This window comes from Brevibacterium sp. UCMA 11754 (assembly GCF_021532275.1).
In the GTDB taxonomy this organism is placed as follows: Bacteria; Actinomycetota; Actinomycetes; order Actinomycetales; family Brevibacteriaceae; genus Brevibacterium.
Genome location: NZ_JACBOT010000010.1, coordinates 54,385 through 79,351, shown reverse-complemented (window position 1 = coordinate 79,351; position 24,967 = coordinate 54,385). Strand labels below are relative to the sequence as shown.

Annotated in this window: 22 protein-coding genes, 1 tRNA gene and 1 other annotated feature; of the genes, 15 read left to right on the top strand and 8 right to left on the bottom strand. The window is 62.3% G+C overall.

The genetic code is table 11. The features are described 5' to 3' along the window. Positions 1–42 precede the first annotated feature (42 nt). Positions 43–2,742, top strand: coding sequence for a dTMP kinase (gene tmk, locus HX613_RS05950; protein WP_235344487.1), 2,700 nt, complete (start codon positions 43–45; stop codon positions 2,740–2,742). After that, a complete protein-coding gene (locus tag HX613_RS05945; RefSeq protein ID WP_235344486.1) occupies positions 2,743–3,900 on the top strand; it encodes a DNA polymerase III subunit delta' in 1,158 nt (385 codons plus the stop codon). It abuts the gene before it with no gap. A 3-nt stretch (positions 3,901–3,903) separates the two neighbouring features. Here HX613_RS05945 and HX613_RS05940 read toward each other — a convergent pair whose 3' ends face one another. After that, on the bottom strand, positions 3,904–4,995 hold the full coding sequence (locus tag HX613_RS05940) for a M20/M25/M40 family metallo-hydrolase (protein WP_235344485.1): 1,092 nt from the start codon (positions 4,993–4,995) through the stop codon (positions 3,904–3,906). Between the two features lie 111 nt (positions 4,996–5,106). Continuing rightward, complete coding sequence (locus HX613_RS05935; RefSeq protein ID WP_235344484.1) at positions 5,107–5,478, bottom strand: GNAT family N-acetyltransferase; 372 nt, start codon at positions 5,476–5,478, stop codon at positions 5,107–5,109. 253 nt (positions 5,479–5,731) lie between these two features. Between HX613_RS05935 and HX613_RS05930 the strand changes: the two genes are divergently transcribed. Together HX613_RS05930 and HX613_RS05925 are read left to right on the top strand one after the other, a co-directional pair. Then, positions 5,732–6,043 carry a transposase gene (locus HX613_RS05930; protein WP_235344483.1) on the top strand — a complete coding sequence of 104 codons (312 nt, stop codon included), beginning with the start codon at positions 5,732–5,734 and terminating at the stop codon, positions 6,041–6,043. Continuing rightward, positions 6,004–6,132 (top strand) — a sequence feature (AL1L pseudoknot). Its footprint overlaps the gene before it by 40 nt. Then, a complete protein-coding gene (locus HX613_RS05925) occupies positions 6,034–6,963 on the top strand; it encodes an IS3 family transposase (protein ID WP_328284908.1) in 930 nt (309 codons plus the stop codon). It overlaps the preceding feature by 99 nt. The genes HX613_RS05930 and HX613_RS05925 overlap by 10 nt, the downstream gene beginning before the upstream one ends. Positions 6,964–6,983: 20 nt before the next feature. Here HX613_RS05925 and HX613_RS05920 read toward each other — a convergent pair whose 3' ends face one another. Beyond that, positions 6,984–7,328, bottom strand: a complete 345-nt coding sequence (locus HX613_RS05920) for a hypothetical protein (protein ID WP_235344482.1) — start codon at positions 7,326–7,328, stop codon at positions 6,984–6,986. Positions 7,329–7,454: 126 nt separating this feature from the next. On the opposite strand from HX613_RS05920, the gene HX613_RS05915 reads away from it, so the two are divergent. Then, positions 7,455–7,527, top strand: a tRNA-Thr gene (locus tag HX613_RS05915). A 745-nt stretch (positions 7,528–8,272) separates the two neighbouring features. Beyond that, on the top strand, positions 8,273–8,551 hold the full coding sequence (locus HX613_RS05910; RefSeq protein ID WP_235344481.1) for a hypothetical protein: 279 nt from the start codon (positions 8,273–8,275) through the stop codon (positions 8,549–8,551). A gap of 288 nt (positions 8,552–8,839) precedes the next feature. On the opposite strand, the gene HX613_RS05905 is transcribed toward HX613_RS05910, so the two are convergent. After that, positions 8,840–9,439, bottom strand: a complete 600-nt coding sequence (locus tag HX613_RS05905) for an HIRAN domain-containing protein (RefSeq protein WP_235344480.1) — start codon at positions 9,437–9,439, stop codon at positions 8,840–8,842. A 62-nt stretch (positions 9,440–9,501) separates the two neighbouring features. Between HX613_RS05905 and HX613_RS05900 the strand changes: the two genes are divergently transcribed. Further along, positions 9,502–9,699 carry a hypothetical protein gene (locus HX613_RS05900; protein WP_235344479.1) on the top strand — a complete coding sequence of 66 codons (198 nt, stop codon included), beginning with the start codon at positions 9,502–9,504 and terminating at the stop codon, positions 9,697–9,699. Beyond that, complete coding sequence (locus tag HX613_RS05895) at positions 9,696–10,076, top strand: hypothetical protein (RefSeq protein WP_235344478.1); 381 nt, start codon at positions 9,696–9,698, stop codon at positions 10,074–10,076. The genes HX613_RS05900 and HX613_RS05895 overlap by 4 nt, the downstream gene beginning before the upstream one ends. A 571-nt stretch (positions 10,077–10,647) precedes the next feature. Here HX613_RS05895 and HX613_RS05890 read toward each other — a convergent pair. The 3 genes from HX613_RS05890 to HX613_RS05880 all read right to left on the bottom strand — a co-directional run bounded on the left by HX613_RS05890 (position 10,648) and on the right by HX613_RS05880 (position 12,987). Beyond that, positions 10,648–10,941: a hypothetical protein gene (locus tag HX613_RS05890; protein ID WP_235344477.1), complete on the bottom strand. Its 294-nt coding sequence runs from the start codon at positions 10,939–10,941 to the stop codon at positions 10,648–10,650. A gap of 94 nt (positions 10,942–11,035) precedes the next feature. Beyond that, positions 11,036–12,568, bottom strand: coding sequence for a hypothetical protein (locus HX613_RS05885; protein WP_235344476.1), 1,533 nt, complete (start codon positions 12,566–12,568; stop codon positions 11,036–11,038). A gap of 47 nt (positions 12,569–12,615) precedes the next feature. Further along, positions 12,616–12,987, bottom strand: a complete 372-nt coding sequence (locus tag HX613_RS05880; RefSeq protein ID WP_235344475.1) for a hypothetical protein — start codon at positions 12,985–12,987, stop codon at positions 12,616–12,618. A gap of 350 nt (positions 12,988–13,337) precedes the next feature. Here HX613_RS05880 and HX613_RS05875 point away from each other — a divergent pair, with 350 nt between their 5' ends. The 3 genes from HX613_RS05875 to HX613_RS05865 all read left to right on the top strand — a co-directional run bounded on the left by HX613_RS05875 (position 13,338) and on the right by HX613_RS05865 (position 17,718). Beyond that, positions 13,338–14,546, top strand: coding sequence for an acetyl-CoA C-acetyltransferase (locus HX613_RS05875; protein ID WP_235344474.1), 1,209 nt, complete (start codon positions 13,338–13,340; stop codon positions 14,544–14,546). Between the two features lies 1 nt (position 14,547). Next, a complete protein-coding gene (locus tag HX613_RS05870) occupies positions 14,548–16,719 on the top strand; it encodes a 3-hydroxyacyl-CoA dehydrogenase NAD-binding domain-containing protein (protein ID WP_235344473.1) in 2,172 nt (723 codons plus the stop codon). A gap of 78 nt (positions 16,720–16,797) precedes the next feature. Continuing rightward, positions 16,798–17,718 carry an NADP-dependent oxidoreductase gene (locus HX613_RS05865; protein WP_235344472.1) on the top strand — a complete coding sequence of 307 codons (921 nt, stop codon included), beginning with the start codon at positions 16,798–16,800 and terminating at the stop codon, positions 17,716–17,718. A 6-nt stretch (positions 17,719–17,724) separates the two neighbouring features. Here the strand turns inward: HX613_RS05865 and HX613_RS05860 are convergent, their stop codons facing one another. Next, positions 17,725–18,357 carry a TetR/AcrR family transcriptional regulator gene (locus tag HX613_RS05860; protein ID WP_235344554.1) on the bottom strand — a complete coding sequence of 211 codons (633 nt, stop codon included), beginning with the start codon at positions 18,355–18,357 and terminating at the stop codon, positions 17,725–17,727. Between the two features lie 127 nt (positions 18,358–18,484). Here HX613_RS05860 and HX613_RS05855 point away from each other — a divergent pair, with 127 nt between their 5' ends. From HX613_RS05855 to cls, 4 genes are all read left to right on the top strand, one after another. Then, the gene (locus tag HX613_RS05855; RefSeq protein ID WP_235344471.1) at positions 18,485–20,098 is read left to right on the top strand and encodes a carboxyl transferase domain-containing protein; all 1,614 of its coding nucleotides are present in this window, start codon (positions 18,485–18,487) and stop codon (positions 20,096–20,098) included. 8 nt (positions 20,099–20,106) lie between these two features. Continuing rightward, positions 20,107–22,101 carry an acetyl/propionyl/methylcrotonyl-CoA carboxylase subunit alpha gene (locus HX613_RS05850; protein WP_235344470.1) on the top strand — a complete coding sequence of 665 codons (1,995 nt, stop codon included), beginning with the start codon at positions 20,107–20,109 and terminating at the stop codon, positions 22,099–22,101. 43 nt (positions 22,102–22,144) lie between these two features. Then, positions 22,145–23,317 carry an acyl-CoA dehydrogenase family protein gene (locus HX613_RS05845; protein WP_235344469.1) on the top strand — a complete coding sequence of 391 codons (1,173 nt, stop codon included), beginning with the start codon at positions 22,145–22,147 and terminating at the stop codon, positions 23,315–23,317. Between the two features lie 146 nt (positions 23,318–23,463). Beyond that, a complete protein-coding gene (gene cls / locus HX613_RS05840; protein ID WP_235344468.1) occupies positions 23,464–24,936 on the top strand; it encodes a cardiolipin synthase in 1,473 nt (490 codons plus the stop codon). Positions 24,937–24,967: the final 31 nt, after the last annotated feature.

Here is a 24,967-nt window from a genome sequence, read left to right as displayed (position 1 = left end):
AAGAGATATGTCAGTCCCGGCAGATATTGTAGAGCTGTGAGTATGTTGACGACTACAGGACATCGACTTCCCGGAGCCCCTGGCCGGTTGGTTGCCGAGACCGCTGCCTGGGGCGCACTGATAGTGCTCGTGGCGATCAGCTATGTCGTGGCGGGCACCAGCGGATTCTTCGCCACGATCGGTGGGCGGGCGTTTACCGCAACGGCCGACAGCATTGGTGCGGGAGGCTTCGACAACCAGTTGGGAAGCCTGTCTCTCCTCATCGTCTTCGTCCTCGCCGGGGCCGGACTGTTCATTCCGCAGAAGATCTTGGCGAGCAAGGGCCCAGCCGTCCGCAAACTGGCGCTCAGCATCGCCGCTGTCGTCGAGGCAGGGCTGCTCATCGTCCTCTCCCTCGCGCCGAGTGCCTGGCTGACTTGGGTCACCGCACTGTTCCTCGGAGCCGTCGTCGGCCTGCTGATGAGCATCAATCCGTTCACGAACGAGAAGCCGTGGCGTCGAGTCGGCATCCCCGCCGCGATCCTCGTCTTCGTTTCATTCGCCTTCCAGATCATCGGTGGGTCCGCCGCAGGCACTCAGTCCCTGGGGTGGATGAGTCTCCTGGTGGGCATTGCCATGGCCGTCGGCGCCGTGATCATCTTCCTCACCCCCGAGCGCGCTCTCCACGCCGTAGAAGCGACAACCGGCGCATTCCCCTCGACCAAGGCACGTGTGGCCAGACCTGCCGCGACCATTAAGATGCCGTGGGTCTGCATCGCGCTGTTCGCAGTGCTTGGAACCACCGTCATCCTGGCCCAGCCGACCGCTGTTGAACACAGCTTCGGCCAAGCCGGCTTCGCCCTCATCATTGCGTCGTGCCTGGTGGGTTGGGCCATCGGCTTCGAGATGGGGCCCACCTTCGCGCCCGGAATGTCTCGGCCGCGCGTCTCCGCCTTCGCATTGACCGTGTCCGGAATTCTGCTGATCGCCACGGGAGCCATCAGCGAGCTCTCCGGCAAGGTCGTCCTTTCCGCAGTCATCGCCTTCCTCGTCGGAATCGGGGTGCGCTCACAGCCCTATGACTTCTCGCGGCGGATCGGAGCCGTCGGCGGCGCGGTTGTCGCCCTCATCCTCAACTCCATCGACTTCGGCATCACCATCCCAGTCGGCTCGGCCATGGAATGGCTGCTGGCCCCCAGCGACGTTGCCTTCGGAATCTTGGGATTGGCCGCTCTGGTCGCCGGAGTCATCGGACTCTTCATCTTCGACCCGCACGGTCTCCAGGGACTGTCCGTTGACATCGTGCATGGATTCCGTCCGCCCAGCGCCGCCGAGAACGGAGCGAACGACGGTATCGGAAACTCCGCGGAGCGACTGGGAGCCGGATTCTTCATCGCCATCGAAGGCGGCGATGGTTCGGGCAAGAGCACACAGATCAAGCGAATCTCACAGACCCTGGCCGACGAGGGACACAACGTCGAAGCGACCCGTGAACCAGGCGGAACCGAACTGGGACGACAGATCCGTTCGGTGCTGTTCGACTCCGAACCTCCGAGCCCCCGCACCGAGGCGCTGCTCTTTGCCGCCGATCGCGCCCACCACGTGGCCTCATTGGTCGATCCGAGTCTCGACAGCGGAAACATCGTCATCACCGACAGGTACATCGATTCGACGATCGCCTACCAGGCTGCAGGCCGCAACTTCGACCCGAAGACGATCCTGGCGCTGAGCAAATGGGCGACTCAGGGACTCGTCCCGCATCTGACAATCGTCCTCGACATCGATCCCGAGACCGCCGCGACCCGGATGGGCAAACGCGGCGAGAACAACTACCTCGACGACGAGAACCGGCAGTTCCACCAGCGGGTCCGTCAGACCTACCTGACCCGTGCGCACAAAGAGCCCGACCGCTACGTCGTCCTCGACGCATCGGTGTCAGAGGATGAATTGACCGCCGAAATCCTCACTGCCATCCGCACCCGTCTGCCGCGGCAGGTGGGCAGTTCGGCCGCCACCGATGCAGGTGTCGTCTCAAGCACTTCAACCGACGCCGAGGTGGAGGAGAGCCATCCCTCCGAAGCCGTCGTCGGTGCGCCCGCTGAGGAGTCCGATGAGGGGGTATCGGCAACCGCCGACGAGTCGGTCGCACCCGAGCCCGGAGTCCGATTCGTTCCAGCTTCGAACGAACGGTTCGTCCCACAAGCTGCTGATCGACTCGAATCCGAAGAACGCAATGACGGAGTCGAAACGGAGAGGGTCGACCTCGGCGCTGAGCTGCGACAGTCAGATGAACAGGGCGATGATGAAGCGGCCACAACGGTGCTTCCGGCCCACGCAAGCGTACCCGAGTCCGAACCCGAGCCTGAGTCCGAACCCGAGATCGACGAGGATGCGGCCACCACGGTGCTGCCGACCCGCGGAGTTACGCCGAGTGCTCCCTTGGCGGATGACGATGATGAGGACGCTGTGCCGACGAATGAGATCGCAACGCCTGACTCGGAGGAAGCAGAAACCCGTGTGGTCGGTCAGGTCGACCCCCGCAGTGCTGACGGGACTCCACCGAGGTCCGAGGCCCAGCCGGGTGGCGGGACCGACGACGGTGACGAAGATGCAGCGACAACGGTCCTGCCCATGCGAAACGCCCGACAGATGAGCCGAGAGCGGCTGCAGGCCCAGGCAGAGATCGAACGGCAGGCACGTGAGCGGCTGCGCAAGCAGCGTGAACGCAACCATCAGCGCTTCAACAACCCGGAGGGTCACTGAGTGAGCGTCTTCAATGAGCTCGTCGGCCAGGACGACGTCATCACCCAGCTCAAGCACGCACTCTATTCGCCGGGCGCGATGACCCATGCCTGGCTATTCACCGGGCCACCGGGGTCCGGTCGATCCAATGCGGCTCGGGCCTTCGCTGCGGCACTGATCTCCGGCAGCGAGGAGCCCGACGAAGTCACCTCGCGCGTGCTCAAAGGTCATCACGAATCGTTGACGATCATGTCGACTCAGAAATCGGTGATCGCCATCGATGAAGTGAGGGAACTGGTATCGAGAGCGCAGTCAGCCCCGGTCAACTCCCCGTGGCGAGTCGTCATCATCGAAGACGCGGACCGGATGAGCGAGCGGACGGCCAACGTCCTTCTCAAGGCCATCGAAGAACCGCCCCCGGCCACTGTGTGGCTGCTGTGCGCGCCGAGTCCCATCGATGTGCTCACCACGATCCGTTCTCGGTGCCGGCCCGTTCGCCTGCGGATTCCCTCACGGGAGGCCGTGGCGCAGCTCCTCATCGAACGCGACCACGTGGACGAGGACAGGGCCAAGTGGGCAGCCGCCGTGGCGCAGAACCACATCGGTCGGGCCAAGTACATGGCGCTCAACGAATCCGCCGGTGAGGAGCGCAAGCAGATCCTCGCGATCCCGGGGAAGCTGACTTCGGTCGGCGCAACGATCCGCTTGGCGGGACGCATCGTCGATGAAGCCGCGGAGACCGCTAAGTCTCGTGTTGAGGAACGCAATGCTTCGGAGCGCAGTGATCTCATGGCGACTTTGGGCATCGAATCCGAGAAGTCCATCCCTCCCTCGGCGCGATCTCAGATCAGGAAGCTCGAAGAGGAGCAGAAGCGCCGGTCGGTGCGCGCCCGCAATGACGAACTCGACCGAATCTTCCTCGAACTCATGAGTCTCTACCGCGACATCCTCATGCATCAGTTGGGGATCCGTGAGGGATGGATCAACGCCGGAGAAGTCGATCTCATCGCCGAGCAGGCGAACCGAGACGGCCCTGACACGACTCTGCTGCGCATCGATGCCATCACCGAGGCGAGACGACGGCTGCAGACGAACATGTCGCCAGTGCTCATCGTCGAATCGGCATTCGTGCTGCTGTCGAACCCCTGGCTGCTCGAGGACCGTACTGGGGCGCTTTGAGGTTCAATCTTCGGCGAGAAGCTCACCGACCAGAGCAGTGGTGAGCTCAACACGGCGAGGGATCCACACCTGAAGGGCATGCTCGGTTCTCGCATGCGAACCTCCGCCCACAGTGCCGAGCCCGTCAATGGTCGGTGTTCCGACGCCGGCTGTGAAATTGCCGTCCGATCCACCGCCGACGGCCACGGACCGCAATGGCGGGTGGCCCAGGTGAGCACTCAGGCGCTGGGCTCGGGCGTAGAGCCCCATTGCCATATTCTCCTCCAGCGGGGCTCGGTTGATCCCACCTAGGACGTCGACCTTGGCCCCCGCCACAGTGGGGGAGAGGGAGCTCATGATTGCGTCGATGCGTTCCTGTTCTGCGACCGAGGCGGCTCGGGAGTCGACACCGACAACAGCCTTGGCCGGCACGGTGTTCGTCGTCGAACCGCTGTGCATGACGGTCGGCACAACCGAGGTTCCCGCAGACGGATCATGAAGGCCCGCGATCTTGACGACCTGGTTGGCGACTTCGATCGTGGCGTTGATGCCCTTCTCCGGTTCCACACCCGCATGAGCGGCCAAACCAGTGACTTCCAGTGAGTAGATAGCGACACCTTTGCGGGCGATCTTCACAGCCCCGTCGGGTGCGCCGCTTTCGAAGACCAAAGCCGCCTTGGCTCCACGGGCTTCGTCCTCGATGATCTGGCGTGAGCCGGGGGAGCCGAGCTCTTCGTCTCCGGTCATGAGGATGCTGACGCCATCGAGATTTCCGCGCTCCTCGCGCAGACGCGCCATCGCATACAGAGCGATGAGCAGACCGCCCTTCATATCGTCGGCGCCCGGTCCGCGCACAACGCCGTCCGTGACCGAATAGGGGAAATCGGCAAGAGTGCCTGTAGGCCACACAGTGTCATGATGGCCGATGAGCACGACCTTGCGGGGCCCGGGCCCGAAGCGCCACAGCACGTGTGGATGCGAGTCGGTTTCGATGATGTGAGGGGCTGCCCCCAGCAGACCGGTGCCGATCCGAGAGACGAGCTGAGCGCTGCGGGCCAATGATTCGGGATCCTGGGAGAACGACTCACATTCGATGAGCGTCTGGAAATCACTCATGAAGTCCTTCGAGTCGAACTCGACCACGTGCGTCACCCTTTTCTCTCTTCGAATGTCTGTCTTCACCAGGTTAACGGGTGCGGTGTCCCTGAAACGTCAGCGCACGGTGCTTCACCTGTTTCGTCGAAGATCCCTCACCTCGGTGCGGGGAGCGAAGCCAGCGGATGAGTACGCGGCGACAGCGGCCACATTCGAACTCTCTGTGCCCACCGCTGCTGACGAAGATCCCAACTGTTGCAGGGCTCTTGCCGCAGCGATCGCCATGGCCTTCCCGTAGCCGTGACCCTGGTGGTCACGGTGCACAGCCAACGGCTCGAGCAGCCCTGGCCGGTTCGGACCTGCGGACCACACCGTCGTCACTGCGACCGGCTGGTCTGAGTGGTCATACCCCAGCAGACTCTGTGCACACGAGGAGAAAGGGCCAGACATCATCGTGTGCCACCGTTGGACGAATCGCTGTTTGTCGTCCACGGTGTAGGGCATACTGCGGAATGCTGACCAATGAACGACAGTCCATGCCTCAGCGTTATCCGGCCCGGCAACCTCCACCCGGAGGTCGGGTTCCTCAACTGGCAGATTCAGGTCACGATTCAGAGGCGTCCACGGCTCGTCTGCCTCCCATCCGCGTTCTGCCAACCGAGCAACGAGGCAGGTTGCTCCTCGAGCCTCGACGATTGCCGATTGAATTGCTCCGGGGATAATGGAGGCAGGGAGATTGGAAGAAGGAGATTCTCTCATGCCAGTGAAATACACCGACGAACTCAAGGCTCGTGCCGTCGAACTCGTCGTCCATGCTCAAGCCGATCCCGAGACCGCGAACGGGGCAATCACCCGTGTCGCGAACGAGCTTGGACTGAGCAAGGAAACATTGCGAGTCTGGGTGCGTAAACACAAGGACTCGGGCAAAGCCACGCCGGCCGAATCAGTTGATCTTGAGGCAGAGAATCGCCGACTGCGGGCTGAGCTGGCTGAGTCTAGGCGGGCGAACGAGATTTTGAAGAAGGCGTCGGCTTTCTTCGCGGCGGAGCTCGACCGCCCATCAAGGTAGTCGTCGACTTCATCGACGCGAATAGACACGAGTTCGGAGTCGAGCCAATCGTGCGTGCCCTGTCAGGGACTGCTGCACGGATTGCTGTGAGCTCGTATTACGCGTACAAGTTGCGCCGACCCTCAACCCGGGCCCGTCGGGACCGGGAACTCATGGTCGTCATCGAAGACGTCTATGAAGCCAACTATTCCTGTTACGGAGTGCGGAAGATGTGGAAGGCGATCAACCGTGGCTATGCCGACCGATTCGGGCCAGTGGCCCGGTGCACGGTCGAGCGGTTGATGCGCCGACTGGGTATCGACGGTGTGCGTCGGAAGCGGAAGCGTCCGAAAACGGCCTCGGCCAGGGCCGAGGAGTGCCCTGGCGATCTCGTCGAGCGTGAGTTCACAGCGGCTGCGCCGAACTGTCTGTGGGTCGCCGATATAACGTATGTACCGACGCGGTCTGGGTGGGTGTACACGACGTTCATTCTGGACGTGTTCCACCGGGAGATCGTGGGTTGGCAGGTGACGAACCATATGCGCGAGTCCTTGGCCAGGGACGCGCTAACGATGGCTTTGGCGGCGAAGTTCCGAGCTGGCGAAGACGTATCCGGGCTTGTCGACCACTCGGATCGCGGAGTCCAATTCCGATCGATTCGCTACGGCGAGACACTGGCAGAATCCGAGGTCGTGGCGTCTGTCGGGTCCCGCGGGGATTCCTACGATAACGCCATGGCTGAAGCGCTCAATTCAGTCTACAAAGCGGAACTGATCGACCGTCGCGAATGGTCGGGGTTAATCGAGGTGATGGCAGAGACGTCGAAATGGATCGGCTGGTACAACCGCCAACGACTGCATTCGGCGATCGGATATCGGCCGCCGTTCGAGGTTCAAGCTGAGTGGACTAGCCAGGGTGCGGCCGCGAGTGTGGCTGCATAGAAGGCCAAGAAAAACACCCTCTATGAAACCCGGGGCTTGACAGATCCTTTCCCGAAGACGGCGTTGTCTGACGGGTCGATGTCGGATTCGATCTGTTGTGCCAAAGAGTCGTCATGGCTGAAGTCCGGGTCCACGGCCAGGCGCAGAAGGTGTTCCCCGTCCAGCAGTCCGATTGCCAGGACCTTGTCGTCGCACCGCCAGATCCGCATTGCTTGAGCTGTAGCTTCGGAGTCTCTCAGCGAATACCAGCCGAGGTCGCCTGTGTGAAGATGGAGCGGTCCGTCGTCGGTCTGCCAGCTGTCGAGCACGGCGCCGATGCTGGGAAGTTCTGCGGCCGTTGGAACGGCCATCTGTGCGGTGCTCATGTGACTCCTGAAGTGCGAAATGAATGCGCGGAGAAGCCCATCATATGTGAGTTGCGTTACGTACTGAGGTCTCAGTCATTCTCCTTTTGACCAGGAGTCCTGGTTTTGGCTAAAGTTAGGTCGGTTGCCGCCTTAGCTCAGTCGGTAGAGCGATTCACTCGTAATGAATAGGTCGGGAGTTCGATTCTCCCAGGCGGCTCAGCACATCCCCTCCCACCAGGCTTGACGGTCTGGGGGAGGGGATTTTACTTGCCTGAAGCCGGTCAGGAATGCGGTTACGAGGCGCTTTGAGACCATTCGTCGAGCATGCCACGACGGACTCAGGGCCGAAATTGAGGCGCAGCGCGTATTGTTTCGTGGGCGTGCCGACCTCCGAATGTCCCAGTTGGGCCGACGCCAGCGCTAGTCCGGCTGGCGTGAAATAGGTCGTACCGACGGTGTTTCTGATCGTCCTCGGCGTCATCCAGCCGAACTTTGCACGCCGAACTCAAACTGGGCCCAAATCAAACTTCGCCTACTCCTACTCCAGCTACTAACTCCGGCTCCCATCTCCATGCTCTGCGCAAAAATGCGCACACCGCCTACCCCGAAGACTTCGAGACCTTCTGGACCATTTACCCCAAGAACATCGACAAACGCCGAGAACATGAAACATGGGAGACCGCGACCAAGCGAGCAGACCCAGAGCCCATCGGCTCTTGAGCCGAGGACTACCGCGACGAGCCCAACCGGGAAGACACGTACACAAAGAACACGGCAATATGGGTCAACGCCGACGTGTGGATCAACGACTCACCATCAGATCGGGCACGACCAACGGGGCGGGTAGAGCCCCGCACATTCGACCAATTGCGGCACGAGACCAGAACCTCGCACTCCGGTCACGAATCAAAGCTGAAGAAAAGGGGAGACGACCCAGGGCAAAGACAGCTCGGAGCTTAACCATGGACCTACTGCGATTCATTGCCGACCACGACGGCCGCACACTCAACGAAGACGACCTCGACGCATGGGTGTACCCAGTCGACGAGATCCCCATAATCCTCGCCGACGACTGGAGAGCAGCGATCTCCAAGCACTATGCCGGCGAAGGTGCCGCCCATGCCCGGCCCGGCGACATCCTCGCCGAAACAAAAAGGATCCGCGACCGACGCACAGGTACACGCCGACCCCAGCTTGAGTCGAATCCGCAGCGCGTGCCCTGCCCGCCGGAACTCCGTTAGGAGAACAGGAAAGCATCATGATTGCGCTCATCATCACCGTAGCCGTCGTGCCTGCCGCTGTCCTGGCCGCAATCCTCCTTGAATAACATTATGGGTGTCATGGGCGACCCGAAAGCGCCTAGAACGGGCGCACAGCGCTTCAACCTCACCAAACGCTTGGGCTGAAACGGAACCTCACCAACCACGTGTCAGGACTGAGAAAAGTCCCGTAGGTGAGGACAAGCTACAACCATGAAAGAGATATATAGTCGAGGGCGAAACGCGATCGCAGCGGAGCATCGACGGTTGCTACAGATCCAGCTCCTCAGAGACGTCGACCGGCAGGATCGCGATTGTAATTCCTTCTCTGCCCATGACCACCCCGACGAACTCTTCGCCGGCATCGAGGGGCTTCGCGAGACGCCGGGCGAATCCTTTGTTGACGTAGCCGTAGATGTGTTTCGAGCCGGGATGAGCAACAGCTATTGCGTTGGGATCGGACTTGTTCCCGGGCTCCCTGCGAAGGTGAATGCGATCGCCAACCTTCAATCGTGCGGCTGGATAGTTCTTCCACCCTCGAACGTTCAGGTACAAGATGCCCAATCTTGCCAGCGCCAGGTTGCCGGGGGAGGGCTGCTTACCGGACTCTTCACTCACGAATCGGAACTCACCGTCGCGGCGCTCAACTCGGAAGGCGAGCGTTTTAGCGGAGTCACGAACCAGTTCGGAATCAGCTTCTTCTTTCGAAAGCCACGTGTCGCTGGTAGCCGAAGCGCTGCTTTTGGTCAGATCGGAGGTATCCAGTGCAGCGGCGTCGACAGGCTGTTGAGGACTCGATGTCTTGAGGAATTTCGCCACCAACCAGCATATGAGGGCAATGCCGAAAAGGATGCCGACTATTTCCCACATGAGGTGACCTCCGTGTCTACCGTTTTCCGAACTATAGCCGAAGTCGTCGTAGAGGAGAAGCTATGAGCTGGGTCGGGAAGGCCGAAGATCACGCCAGCGCTCACCACACCTATGAGCAAGGCAACGACACGCACAACTACCGTGCGCCTGTACAGTTGAAATACAACGGCAAGACCTACGATAAGTTCCTGACCAATGTGCCAGTCTCGCACGTTGGGAAGAACATAATCACATCATTCCCTGCAAAGGCATGCAAATGACCAAGAAGATCCGAGACCTCGACTACGTTCTCGCCGGACGGCTGGCCGACATGGTCGGCGCGGAAGGAGACGTTGAAGTTCGTGGCCCTGAAATGACATTCCCTATGCGTGACAACGAAGGCTCACTCGTGAGTTTTAGCATCGACATTCGTGGCCTCGCAGACGAAGTCGAAGCCAACAGTTCCGACGCGGTCATCGCGATGGGAAACGATCGTGGAGCACAACGTGCTGCTCTCGCTCTTATCGCAAACGGTATCCGCGAGGACCATCACGAAGAATGGGATACGTCTTCCAGCGGTGAGATCGTGTACCACGATGACGATTACGAACCGATTGTGATCGACATGGAGAACTTCCCACCGAAACGACGTAAATAGCGTCACCCCACGCAAGCAACCCCCGGGCTATCACGGCCCGGGGGTTGCTTGCGTGGGGAGTCCAGCCGACCCTGGCCCTCCGCGTGTCGTCCCTGGTAACTCTCCCGTGCCCGGTCACAAGCTTCGTGCATGATCGTAAAACACCTCACCGCAAGCGACCTCGGTAAGACCATCACCCTGCCGACGCTCTCAGCCCCGGACGCTGCCGAAAAGGCACCCTCACCAACATCATCTCCAACAATGGATCTGTCACCAGTACCCTCATCATCGGCGACCATCAACACGTTGTCCCCAATGGTGCGACCGTGTACGTCGAACAGACTGTCGCGGTGAACGGGCTATGAGCACCGTCGACAAAACCGGGTGGGATCCCGACAAATGCCAAGCCACGTCAAAGAAGCGCGGCGACCAGTGCAAGAAACTACCCTGTCCGCGGCCTACGAGTCTGTCTGCGCCACAGCGGAGGCTCCAAGGATGCCCGCGCAGCAAGGACCATCTATCGAAGGCTCCAGGGGGGCATCAAATCAACCACAGCACCGGGATCGCTACTTTGTAGTGGCGCGAGTTCCTGTCACTCGCCTCGCAGCTCACCCCACGCGAAGTAGGACTCAGCAACATCGTCCTGGACATCATCGAAGAACTGTTGACCGACGCTCTCGACACTGAATCCATTCCCATGCGGCCGAACAATGGGGTAGAACACGTCGCCACCTACGGTGATCCGGTAGATCAAGTCTCGGTCAGAGCGGACCAGCCGTGCGTCGTCGATTTCTCCGGGCTTGAAGATTCGTTCGATCGTCGGCTTCACGAAAGTTTCCAAAAGCTCTTTATCAGTGCAGTCCTCGACATAGCGCTCGTCACCCATTCCGTCAGTCTATTGCGTGAGTTTGCCTCGCGGAACGGTTCCGGCGTAGGGGCGAGATTGCCATGAGTATCGACTGGATTCGGCCACGGGGTATCTATGACCGCTTGATCTGAGTGCTGAATCTCCGGTCGAAGGCACTGGTCACGGCGAAGCTTCCAATCAATGCCGCGACAAGGATGACCAGCAGAACCAGCAGCGTCGGCACCAGTTCGCCCACCAAGTGTCTGTTCCCACTGATGAATATCGTGACACTGGACGACGGGCCCGGGTGGCTCGGGTCGAGCAGATTCGCCGCTGTGTTCCAGACAGTTCCCCAGACAACAGCGCCGACAGCGATTACGACTCCGGCCAGCACCCCCAAAGTGTCAGTCACGGCGAGAATGACAATAGCCATGGTCAGACAGACGAGACAGATAAGCCCGATGATCGCGATCAGCCGCAGACTCGGGTAGGCGCCGAGGCTGTCGACGATGCTTCTCCCCGGCAATACAGCACTCACGGTGGCAGCCGTTGTCAGCGCGAGTGTCCCGGAGGCGGCCAGTCCGAATTTCTGGCTCAGCAGCGTTCTTCTGGGGAATGGTCTCTGAAGTGACAGTGATCGCCATGGCCCGATGATCGCGACCTGCAGTCCCGCCGCCCGATTGACGGTCGCCGATGACAGCATGGCCAAAGTGACCGCGGCGAGAATGAGTGCGCCGAAGATCGCGGAGACTCCGGCGCTGATCGACGACTGTGGAGCGTGCGATTGGGATGATGTGGCATCTGTGTCGGAGGACGTGTCGGCGGGACCAGAAGGCGAGGAAGCTGCCGCGACTGGCGCCGAGGACTGCGAACCTGGCTGAGGGCTCTCCCCATCAGATCCTTCGCTGAAGTAGTCGACGGCCGGTGGTCCGCTGACTTTCTCAATCTTGATGTCGAAGGGGCGCTCGAAGGCGCGTTGGGCCTGTTTCGAAGTACGTGGGCAGGCCTGCTCCCCGGTGTCGCATCCGAACTTCTGGGCGACGATGCGAATCTGCTCGGAGACATGCTCCTCCGCTTGGCGGATGACCTGGTCCCGGTACTGGTCGAGGATGAACTTGTCTTCGTTCAGTGCCTGCGGACTTGCCAGGACAGCGATCGTGTAGCGCGGGGCGTCGATGTCACCGCGGTAATACGCTCTGATGTCGTCGATGGCCTGCGGAGTGAGGTCCTTCGGCAACAGGACTGCGAGCACCGAAGTCCCATCCTTCACCTGAGCGCGGGCGGCCTCAGGTGAAAGCTCGCGTTCAGTCGTGGAGAAGTCAGGAGCGACCGCCCCTTGCTCGAGCCTGGTGAAGAACTGATCCGAAAATGACATGTAGTCCGTCATTGCGCTCTGGATCGCAGGCATCTCCCGCGGTTCGTCGTCCGTGCCGACCGCGATCGAGAAATTCGGGGGTGAGCCTGGTGGCTGTTCCGCAGTCGTCGGGGCAGGAACCGGTGTCGGGACTCCCTCTTCGGCGCCAGCCCGCTCGACGGCGCCGAAGAGAGGAACGAGGACGGACAGAGCTATGACGTACACGCACAGCGAGGCCATGATCGGCCAGAAGTACATCCAGCCTGCCCGTCCCCGGGACAGAATCGAGGTCACTGCGAAGAATCGACGCATGGTTCATCTTCCCACCGACCGGCGATTGTTCTACGCCAGGAGGCGGACTACTTCTTCTTGGGTTTGAATGAGGTGGAGCATTTCCAGGTGGTCTTGCCCTTCTTCGCCACTACGGTCACCGACACCTTTTTGCCTGGAGTCGCTCCCGAAATGTAGTACTTGAGGTTCGCAGCACCGTTCTTCGAAGCAGTCGCCTTCTTCTTGGTCTTCGTCGTCTTGTAGTGCGCGGTCGTGGTGACCTTCGCCTTCGCCCCAACCTTGGAAACCTTCACCACGGTGTTCGAGTACTGCCGCGGTTTTGAGATCGACATCTTCGCCGCACACTTCTTCGTGGCGGCCTCGGCGGGAGGGGCATCGAGCACAATTGGGCCCGCGAGAAGTCCAGCGGCCAAAGTCAGCGCGAGGAATTTAGATCCCATGCGCGAGCGCGCAGTATGGGCAGAAGTAGGCGCAATTGAAGCCGACGTGAATCGGGCAGGAATGAGTTCGGTCATGATTCTCCAGGAGACTAAGAGTGTTAGGTTTCATTATTATAAACACTTCGCCCGTGATTTAAAGGTCACGAATTAGTCACGGACCACGTGTGCTCTGCCACAGTCGCTGCCTCGCGGTTTCTGTGTTGACCATCACACGCAACTGGTATTGAATGGGGGTGCGAATGTTACTGAACGATCGATCAGCCGGTGAGGCTGAACGAGCGTCATTGACGTATCCACGGCCGAGATCGCGAGCGCGATCATCGGCCGTTCTCTAGGACTGTGAGGAACAGATGAGCGAAGCGTACATCTACGACGCAGTGCGCACGCCGCGCGGAAAGAACCGCGGCGGAGCCCTGCACAGCGTCAAACCAATCGATCTTGTGACAGGGCTCATCGGTGCCCTGCGCGAACGCAATCCCGATCTCGACGACAAAGCGATCGACGACATGGTCTTGGGCGTCGTCTCGCCCGTCGGCGAACAGGGCGGAGACATTGCTCGCACCGCGGCGCTCGTCGCAGGCCTCGATGAGTCCGTCGCCGGTGTTCAGGTCAACCGGTTCTGTGCATCCGGGCTCGAAGCGGTCAACATCGCCGCACAGAAGGTCGGCAGCGGATTCGAGAACCTCGTCCTGGCCGGCGGCGTCGAATCGATGTCGCGTGTTCCCCTCGGCTCCGACGGAGGCGCATGGGCACAGGACCCGACGACGAACTTCGACACCTATTTCGTGCCCCAGGGCATCAGCGCCGATCTCATCGCAACCACCGAGGGATTCAGCCGCACCGATATCGACGAATTCGCCGAGGAGTCGCAGAAGCGCGCCGCCAACGCCTGGAAGAACGGCTACTTCGAGAAGTCGATCGTCCCCGTCAAAGACATCAACGGTGTGACCCTGCTCGACACCGATGAGCACATGCGCCCCGGTTCGACGGTGGAGTCCCTGTCGAAGCTGTCCCCGGCCTTCACCAAGGTCGCTGCGCAGGCAGGCTTCGACGAGGTTGCTCTCCAGAAGTACCACTGGGTCGAGGAGATCGACCACGTCCACACCGCAGCGAACTCCTCGGGAATCGTCGACGGGGCCAGCCTCGTCATCATCGGCGACGACGATGTGGGTCAGACGATGAATATGAAGCCGCGTGCTCGCATCGTCTCCACTGCCGTCACAGGATCCGAGCCGACCATCATGCTCACCGGTCCCACACCCGCAACGCAGAAGGCGCTGGACAAGGCCGGACTGACCGTCGAGGACATCGACCTGTTCGAACTCAACGAAGCCTTCGGTGCAGTGGTCCTGAAGTGGATGAAGGACCTCAACATCCCGCATGACAAGGTCAACGTCAACGGCGGAGCAATCGCCATGGGCCACCCTCTGGGTGCCACCGGTGCCATGATCCTCGGCACCGTCCTCGACGAACTCGAACGTCGCGATCTTCAGCGTGGCCTCGTCACGCTGTGCATCGGCGGCGGAATGGGCATTGCGACGATCATTGAAAGGGTCTGACATGACGAACACTGAAACGACTTACTCCCGTTCCACTGACTCGGACGGAATCGTCACCGTCGTCCTCGACGACCCGAATTCCAAGGTCAACACGATGAACGACCATTTCAAGGATGCCTTCGAGGGCGTCGTGGACTGGCTCGAAGCAAACGTCGATGACATCACCGGCGTCGTCCTCACCTCGGCGAAGAAGACCTTCTTCGCAGGCGGTGACCTCAATAAGCTGCGCGCCGCCGACCCTGAGAACTCGGAGGCCGAAGCCGCACTGACCAACCACATGAAGACGGTCATGCGCCGCCTCGAGACGCTGGGCAAGCCCGTCGTCGCAGCCATCAACGGTGCCGCACTCGGAGGCGGTCTCGAGGTCGCGCTCGTCGCACATCACCGCATTGCCGCGGAGGACGTCTCCAGCCTGCGGGTTGGATTCCCCGAAGTCTCCCTGGGCCTCCTGCCCGGCGGTGGCGGTGTCGCCAGAGCCGTACGCCTGATGGGCCTCCAGAATGCACTGCAGAAGGCCATCCTGCCGTCGACGAAGTTCAAGGCAGCCGAGGCTCTCAAGCTCGGACTCATCGACGAACTCGCCCCCGTGGCCGAGCTCGAAGATCGTGCCAAAGCCTGGATCAAGGCCAACCCCGAGGCGACTCAGCCCTGGGACGTCAAGGGCTTCAAAATCCCAGGCGGATCACCCACCTCGCCGTCACTGGGTGCGATGCTGCCCGCACTGCCGGCGCTCCTGCGTCGTCAGACCAAGGGTGCACCGATGCCCGCTCCGCGCGCGGCGATCGCTGCCGCCGTCGAAGGTGCCTACGTCGACATCGACACGGCACTGGCAGTCGAAACCCGCTACTTCGTCCACCTCACCCACACCCCGGTGGCGAAGAACATGATCAAGGCGTTCTTCTTCGACCTCGGGCACATCAACTCCGGCGGCTCGAGGCCCGATGGCGTCGAACCGCGCCAGGTGAAGAAGCTCGGCGTCCTCGGCGCCGGCATGATGGGCGCCGCGATCGCATACACCGCAGCCAAGGCCGGCATCGAGGTCGTCCTCAAGGACGTCAAGATCGAGGCCGCGGACAAGGGCAAGGCCTATGCGCGCACGCGTGAGGAATCAGCTCTGGCCAAGGGTAAGACCACCGCGGAGAAGAGCAAGGCCGTCCTCGATCGGATCACACCGAGTGCTTCGGCCGATGACTTCGCCGGCGTCGACTTCGTCATCGAAGCGGTCTTCGAATCGGTGCCCCTCAAACAGCAGGTGTTCCAGGAGATCCAGGACGTCGTCGACTCCGACGCGGTGCTCGGCTCCAACACCTCGACTCTGCCGATCACCGACCTGGCCACCGGGGTCAAGCGCGATTCCGACTTCATCGGCGTCCACTTCTTCTCGCCCGCCGACAAGATGCCCCTGGTCGAGATCATCCGTGGTGAGAACACCTCGGATGAGACCCTGGCACGCACCTTCGACCTCGTGCAGCAGATCAAGAAGACCCCGATCGTCGTCACCGACAGCCGTGGCTTCTTCACCTCACGTGTGATCGGCACATTCATCGCCGAGGCGGTCGCCGCCGTCGGTGAGGGCGTGGAGCCGGCATCGGTGGAGCAGGCGGCACTGCAGGCCGGGTACCCGACCGGTGCCCTGCAGCTGCTCGACGAACTGACGCTGACCCTGTCGCAGAAGATCCGGAAGGAGACCGAAGAGGCTATCGAAGCCGCCGGAGGAAAGCGCGAAAGCCACCCCTCCGATGTGGTCTTCGACTGGATGGTCGAGGAAGCCGGACGCACAGGCCGCAAGGACGGCGCCGGATTCTACGAATACGACGAGGACGGCAAACGCGGCAAGCTGTGGCAGGGCCTGCGCGAGAAGTACGACTCCGGTTCCGCGACCCAGCCCTTCACTGACCTGCAGGAGCGGATGCTCTTCGCCGAGGCGATCGAGACGATCAAATGCCTCGACGAGGGAGTGCTCACCTCTGTGCCGGATGCGAACATCGGTTCGATCTTCGGCATCGGATTCCCTGCCTGGACCGGTGGCGTGCTCCAGTACGTCAACCAGTACGAGGGCGGCCTGAGCGGTTTCGCCGAACGTGCGAAGGAACTTGCAGCAACCTACGGTGACCGGTTCACTCCGCCGGCCTCGCTCCTCGAGCGTGCGAAGTCGAACGACACCTACGAGTAGGAACTGCACGCAGGAATAGGTCGGCGGCCTTTCGGTGTTCATCAGCTATCCACTGATGACTACCGGAAGGCCGCCGTTATGCGTGCAGCAGTCTACGACCAGTACACCGATGACTTCGACGACATCACGGTCCGTGACGTCGATGACCCGAAAGTCCCGCCGGCATCCGTGCTCATCGAGGTGCATGCAGCGGGTGTGAACCCGGTCGACTGGAAACTCGTCGGCGGTCACCTCGACGCCATCATGCCCGTCCAGTTCCCCGTCACCCCAGGATGGGACGTCGCCGGAGTCGTCATCGGACTCGGTTTCGACACTCCGGAATTCTCCATCGGCGATGAGGTCATTGCCTACGCCCGCAAGGATGTGCTCGGCGCGGGCACCTTCGCCGAGAAGGTCGCGGTGCCCGTGCACGCGGTCACCGCCAAGCCGAAGAGCCTGAGCTGGGAACAGGCTGGCGGACTGCCACTGGCCGGCGGCACCGCTCTGCGCACCCTCGAGGCGCTGGGCGACATCAACGGAAAGACCGTACTCGTCCACGGGGCATCCGGGGGAGTGGGCAGCTTCGCCGTGCAGATCGCGAAGGACTTCGGCGCCCGAGTCATCGGCACCGCGTCGGAAGCCAATCATGACTACCTGCGCACTCTCGGCGCCGAACCAGTCACCTACGGGGACGGACTCAGAGATCGTGTTCTCGAGATCGCGGGCGGCCCGATCGACGGGGTCGTCGACTTCGTCGGAGAAATGCTCGAAACCACCCTCGCGGTACTGAAGGACGGCGGAGCGCATGCCTCCGTCGCAGACCCTTCGGTGGCCGAACACGGAGGACGCTACATCTGGGTGCGCCCCTACGGCTCGCAGACCGCGCGAGTGGCCGAACTCGTCGACTCGGGCGAGCTCACGGTCGAAGTCGCCGACACCTACGGTCTCGACCAGGTGCCCGAGGCCTTCAAGGCCAGTGCCACCGGGCACACACGAGGAAAGCTCGTCATCGTTCCCTGAGCGACATCAGGCGATACCCAGCGCCGCGCATGCCGCGGCGCGCAATTCGACCCCGACCACCTCGGCGCTTGAACGCCTGGCCTGGTACGGGGTCGAATTGATCATGCCGAAGACCGCGTGCACACGCACCGTCGCGGCATCGATCGACCAATCCGGGTTGGCCCGAGCCACGACCTCAGCCCAGTGGCTGACATAGCTTCTCTGCAGGCGACGGACCGTGCGCCGTGAGGATTCGGGAAGTGCCGCGAGGTCACGATCCTGAATCCGAATGAGCTCGGGCTCACTCATGGCGAAGGCGACATGGAAGTCGATGAGCTCGACCAGCGCCGAGGCGGCCCCGTCGTTCTCATGACGGGCGATGATCGCGTCCCCGCCCGAGTTCAGATACTCGGAGATTCCGACGAGCAGCTCCTCGAGGACCGCTTCCTTCGACTCGAAATGGCGATAGACCGCCGGGGCGGAGATCCCGGCACCCTTGCCCAGATCATCGAGGCGGACCCCGTGGAAACCGTGCTGAGCGTATAGGGTCTTCGCCACCGAAAGAAGCTGCTCACGACGCGCGGCCTTCGCCGCCGCGCGGGTGGTCCTCACGGATCCCGACCCTGCCGTCGTTGAGCTCGCGGATGCCTTCGACTCCATATCAGTCACCTCATCTCCCTCGTTCGCACCCGGCTCGAAGTCTGCTCGATCGTGCGCATTGTCACAATGGCCTTTGAGCAGTATCATAGCAGTCAGTTAACAAGTATTAACTGAAATGGGGAGTGGAATGAGAGCAGTGGGAACTGCGGTCAGTCCGGCAACGGGGCAGGCGAACGCCGATGCTCATGCCGAACTCATCGCTGAACTCCGGGAACGGATCCGGGCCACGGCCCTGGGCGGACCCGAAAAATCCAGGCAACGCCACATCGACCGCGGCAAGCTGCTTCCACGCGAGCGCGTCGAGAATCTCCTCGACCCGGGCACAGCGTTCCTCGAACTCTCGCCCCTGGCAGCCAACGACATGTACGACGATGCCAGTCCCGGAGCGGGCGTCATCACAGGCATCGGCCGCGTCAACGGACGCGAGTGCATCATCGTCGCCAACGACGCCACAGCCAAGGGCGGGACCTACTATCCCGTCACGGTGAAGAAGCACCTGCGCGCCCAGGAGATCGCGAAGGAGAACAGTCTTCCCTGCATCTACCTCGTCGACTCGGGAGGCGCCAACCTGCCCAACCAGGACGATGTCTTCCCCGACCGTGAGCACTTCGGCCGCATCTTCTTCAACCAGGCCACACTCTCGGCAGCAGGCATCCCGCAGCTGGCAGCGGTGCTGGGCTCCTGCACCGCCGGAGGCGCCTACGTTCCCGCCATGGCCGATGAGTCGATCATCGTGAGCGAACAGGGCACAATCTTCCTCGGCGGCCCACCCCTGGTCAAGGCCGCAACAGGCGAGGAAGTCAGCGCAGAGGACCTCGGCGGCGGAGCACTCCACTCACGCGTCTCCGGAGTCACCGATCACCTCGCGGCCAATGACTCCCACGCCCTGGAGATCATGCGCGACGTCGTCTCCACACTGGGGCCGAAACCCCAAGCCAACTGGGACGTCGTCGAAGCTCGGGAACCGCTGCACTCTCCCGAGGAGCTCACCTCGGTGGTGCCCGTCGATTCGAGGACTCCCTACGATGTCCACGAGGTCATCGCCCGCCTCGTCGACGCCTCCGAGTTCCACGAATTCAAGGCCGAATACGGCACCAGCCTCATCGCCGGCTTCGCCCACCTCGATGGACACCCAGTGGGAATCGTTGCGAACAACGGCATTCTCTTCGGCGAGTCCGCGCAGAAGGGCGCCCACTTCATCGAACTCTGCGACCAGCGCAGCGTGCCGCTGATCTTCCTGCAGAACATCTCGGGCTTCATGGTCGGCCGCGACTACGAAGCCGGCGGCATCGCCAAGCACGGAGCGAAGATGGTCAACGCCGTCGCCACCGCCCGCGTGCCCAAGTTCACCGTCGTCATCGGCGGCTCCTTCGGCGCCGGCAACTACTCGATGTGCGGTCGCGCCTACTCACCTCGCTTCCTGTGGATGTGGCCCAACGCCCGCATCTCCGTCATGGGCGGCGAACAGGCCGCCAGCGTGCTCTCAACGGTCAAACGCGACCAGATCGAAGGCCGTGGCGAAACCTGGAGCGCCGACGAGGAAGACACGTTCAAGCAGCCGGTCCGCGATCAGTACGAAGCTCAGGGCAACCCGTACTACTCGACGGCCCGCCTCTGGGACGACGGAATCATCGAACCCACCGACACTCGCCAGGTGCTGTCCCTGGCACTCGAACTCGCCCGTTTCGGACCCATGGAACGCCCGCTGAATGCCAGCGGCTACGGCGTTTTCAGAATGTGAGCTCATCCATGTTCAATACCGTACTCATCGCCAACCGCGGCGAAATCGCGCTGCGCGTCATGCGCACCTGCCGCCGACTGGGCATCAGAACGGTCGCCGTCTACTCCGACGCCGATGCCCACGCCGCCCACGTCAAGGCCGCCGACACCGCCGTGCACCTGGGCCCCGCCCAGGCCTCCGAGTCATACCTGCGCATCGACAAGGTCATCGCCGCGGCGAAGGCCACCGGCGCCGAGGCGATCCACCCCGGCTACGGATTCCTGTCGGAGAACGCTGACTTCTCTGCCGCCTGTGACACCGCAGGAATCGTCTTCCTGGGCCCCGGTGCCGAAGCCATCCGCACCATGGGCGACAAAATCACCGCGAAGAACGCCGTCTCCCAGCGTGGAGTTCCTTTGGTGCCCGGCACCAAGGACGCCGCCATGTCCAACGAATCGCTGGTCGCCGCGGCCGACGACATCGGCTTCCCGGTGCTCATCAAACCCTCCGCCGGTGGCGGCGGCAAGGGCATGCACGCGGTCTTCGAGCCCTCCGAACTGTCCGCAGCACTGGACACCGCCCGCCGTGAGGCCGCGAGTTCCTTCGGCGACGACACGCTGTTCCTCGAACGCCTCGTCGCGACCCCGCGTCACATCGAGGTCCAGGTGATGGCCGATGCGCACGGCAATGTCATCCACCTCGGCGAACGCGAGTGCTCCCTGCAGCGCCGCCACCAGAAGGTCATCGAGGAAGCTCCTTCGGCACTGCTCGACGAGGCAACCCGGGCACGGATCGGCCAAGCAGCCTGTGAGACCGCGAAGTCCGTGGGATACCGCGGGGCAGGCACGGTCGAGTTCATCGTCGGTGCCGACCGCCCCGAAGAGTTCTTCTTCATGGAGATGAACACCCGGCTGCAGGTCGAGCATCCGGTGACCGAAGAGGTCACAGGCGTCGATCTCGTCGAACTCCAGCTGCGCGTCGGAGCAGGTGAAGAGCTGACACTGAGCCAGGACGACATCACGATGACCGGTCATTCGATCGAGGCGCGCATCTACGCAGAGGACCCCTCGCGCGGATTCCTGCCCACCGGCGGTCGGGCCCTCGACGTCGTCTTCCCCGAAGGCGAGGGCATCCGTGTTGATGCCGGACTCGAAGCCGGGCAGACGATCGCCTCGGACTACGACCCGATGATCGCCAAACTCATCGTCCACGCCCCGGATCGGGCGTCAGCCATAGCGCGCCTCGATGCCGCACTCGCCGCCTCGGCGGTACCGGGGATCGTCACGAACATCGACTTCCTGCGCACGCTCATCAACCTCGACGCAGTGGTCTCCGGCGATCTCGACACCTCACTCATCGACAACCTCAGTGATGACCAGCTCGCGCATGCACCGGGCGAGACTGACCGTCAGCTTGCCGCTGCGGCCGTGCTCGTCACCGGGGGCAAGGCCGGAACCGAACTGACCGGAGCGATCACGGTAGCACAGCTGCCGCATAACTCCGCGACCGCCTCGGCGTGGGGGAAGCCATCTGCCTGGCGGACCTCACGTCCGGACTTCCGTCCCACCGTGGTCCTGAGCTCTGGGGGAGACGTCGCCGAAGTCGAATCACACGTCGGCGATGTCTCCGTCGATGACAGCGGCCTCTGGCACCTGACGATCGACGGTGTGCAGCACACGGCCCGCGTGTTCTCCGATGCTCGCGATCGAAGCATCTGGGTCAGCAGCGACCAGGGCGTCTACACGTTCACCCGTCCCCAGGCCGATACGTCGCTGACTCCGGGGCTCGACGGCGCCGAGGTGCTTGCCCCGATGCCCGGATCCGTCGTCGAGGTCCGAGTGGAGTCCGGAGACCACGTCGATCAGGGCGATCCGATAGTCGTCGTCGAGGCGATGAAGATGGAGCACGTGCTCACCGCACCGGCCACGGGAATCGTCACCGTCACCGCAGTCCAGGGCGTCCAGGTCGGCCTCGACGAGGTGCTCGCCACCGTCGTCGACGAAGCCGCCGCAGCAAGCAACTGACCATCAGAAACTCACTGACCACGCATACAGCGGGGAGGAAATCATGACAGCTTTCGTTCCGGGCATGCTGCCCGAAGAATACGAGGACCTGCGAGCCGGCGTCGCGAAGTTCGCCGACGAAGAGGTCGCGCCAGTGTCGGCTGAACTCGATGCCAAGCACGAGTTCCCCTACGAACTCGTGAAGAAGATGGGGCAGATGGGCCTCTTCGGGCTGCCCTTCGATGAAGAGTACGGCGGGATGGGCGGGGACTACTTCGCGCTGACACTTGCCATCGAGGAGATCGCCCGCGTCAACCAGTCGCTGGCCATCACGCTGGAGGCCGGTGTCTCCCTGGGGGCAATGCCGATCTACCGCTTCGGCACCGAGGAGCAGAAGCGCGAATGGCTGCCCAAACTCACCGATGCCTCCGGGCTGGCCGCCTTCGGCCTGACCGAACCGGAAGCAGGATCCGACGCCGGCGGCACGCGGACCAAGGCCACCCTGGAGAACGGCACCTGGACGGTCGACGGTGGAAAGTGCTTCATCACGAACTCGGGCACCGACATCACCCGTCTGGTCACAGCCACCGCCGTGACCGGAACCCGAACCTCCGGCTCCGGCCGCGAGGTCCCCGAGATCTCGACGATCATGATCCCGACGGGCACCCCCGGCTTCACTGCCGAGCCCGCCTATGACAAGGTCGGCTGGAACTCATCGGACACGCACCCGCTGACCTTCGACAACGTGCAGGTGCCCGAAGCCAACCTGCTCGGCGAACGGGGGCGCGGCTACGCTAACTTCCTGCGCATCCTCGACGAGGGCCGAATCGCCGTGGGCGCACTGTCCGTCGGTGCCGCCCAAGGCTGTGTCGACGAATCCGTGAAGTACGCGAAGGAGCGTCAGGCCTTCGGCAAGCCGATCTCCGACTTCCAGGGGATCTCCTTCAAGATCGCCCGGATGGAGGCCCGCGTCGTCGCAGCCCGTTCCGCGTACTACCTCGCGGCATCGCGCATGATGGCAGGACTTCCCTTCAAGAAGGAAGCCGCGATTGCGAAGATGGTTGCCGGTGAGGCCGCGATGGACAACGCCCGCGACGCCACGCAGATCCACGGCGGGTACGGCTTCATGAACGAATACCTCGTCGCCCGCCACTACCGTGACTCGAAGATCCTCGAAGTCGGCGAAGGCACGACCGAGGTCCAACTCATGCTCATCGCCCGCGAACTCGGAATCTGAGCTCAGCCGCAATCACACCGCCCGCCGAGGCGGCTCGATACTTCCCTACGGAAGTGCAGGGCCACCTCGGCGGGCGGTGTTTGTCATCGGTCCCGGATAAGGTTGAACAGACACCCGCCGAACAGCTGAGGACCAGGAGGCAAGAGTTGGACTACAGTGTCATCACATCGGTTCTGACTGTGAGTCTGATCGTCATCGAATACGCGGTGAAGATCATCGCCATCGGCGTTGTTCCCGAAAACCGCAGGCCCTCGTCCTCATCGGCCTGGCTGCTGCTGATCCTGTTCCTCCCGATCGTCGGGATCCCGCTGTTCCTCATGCTCGGCAGTCCCTATATCAACCAGCGTCGGGCGCGGATCCAAGCCGACGCAAATGAACTCATGCACGAAGGCGCCGATGAACTGCCCGATGTGCCGCCGTCTCTGGACGCACCACGGGACTTCGTGTCGGTTGCCTCGCTCGGGCGCTCACTCACGGCGCTGCCCATGGTCACGGGGAACAGTCATGGCGTGATCTCGGACTACGAGACCAGCATCGGCCGAATGGCCGAGCTCGTTGATGGCGCTCGTGAATACGCGCACGTCGAGATCTACATCATGGCCTGGGACTCCACGACCGATGTCTTCTTCCAAGCACTTGAGCGCGCGGCCGCCCGCGGAGTGCAGGTCAAGGTGCTCTTCGATCACATCGGCTCACGCAAGTACCCGGGCTTCCACCGGCTGGGCAGACGCCTGACCAAGGTCGGCATCGAATGGCACCTCATGCTGCCCTTCATCCCGTGGCGGGGAAAGGCCAGGCGCATCGATCTGCGCAATCACCGCAAGCTCCTCGTCGTCGACGGAATCAAAGCGATGATGGGGTCGCAGAACATGATCGACTCGAGTTACCTGCAGAAGAAGAACATTGAGATCGGCCGGCACTGGCGCGACATCATGGTCGAACTCAGCGGTCCGATCGTGGCCGCGGTCGAGGCTGTGTTCTCCACCGACTGGTACTCCGAATGCGGTGAGGCGCTGGGCATCAGACCCTATGAACGCGACGGGGACGAGCCGGATGTCGGCGGTGCGACCAGTGCCATGCAGCTCATCCCCTCGGGCCCCGGGTTCAAAACAGAACCCAACCTCAAGGTGTTCACCTCGATGATGTATCTCGCGCAGGAACGGCTGGCGATCGTCAGCCCGTACTTCGTGCCCGACGAATCCCTGCTCTCGGCCGTGACCACAGCGGCCCACCGGGGAGTCGATGTCGAACTCTACGTCAGCGAGCAGGCCGACCAGTACATGGTTGAGCGCGCCCAATCCTCCTACTACCGCTCTCTGCTGGAGGCCGGGGTGCGGATCTTCCTGTACCCGAAGCCGCAGGTGCTGCATACGAAGTGCTTCGTCGTCGATGACAAGTACGCGGTGATGGGGTCATCGAATATGGACATGCGGTCCTTCGGTCTCAACTACGAGATCAGCCTGCTGACGACCGGAGGAGACCTCGTTGGTGACATCGCCGAGGTGGTCGCCGGCTACCAGCAGGCCAGTCGGGAGCTCACCCTGGAGGAGTGGGAGAAGCGCCCGCTGATCAGGCGTTACATGGAATCCGCGATGAGGTTGACCTCGGCCCTGCAGTAAGGATGCTCGAGGCGGGGCGTCATGCGGCGAC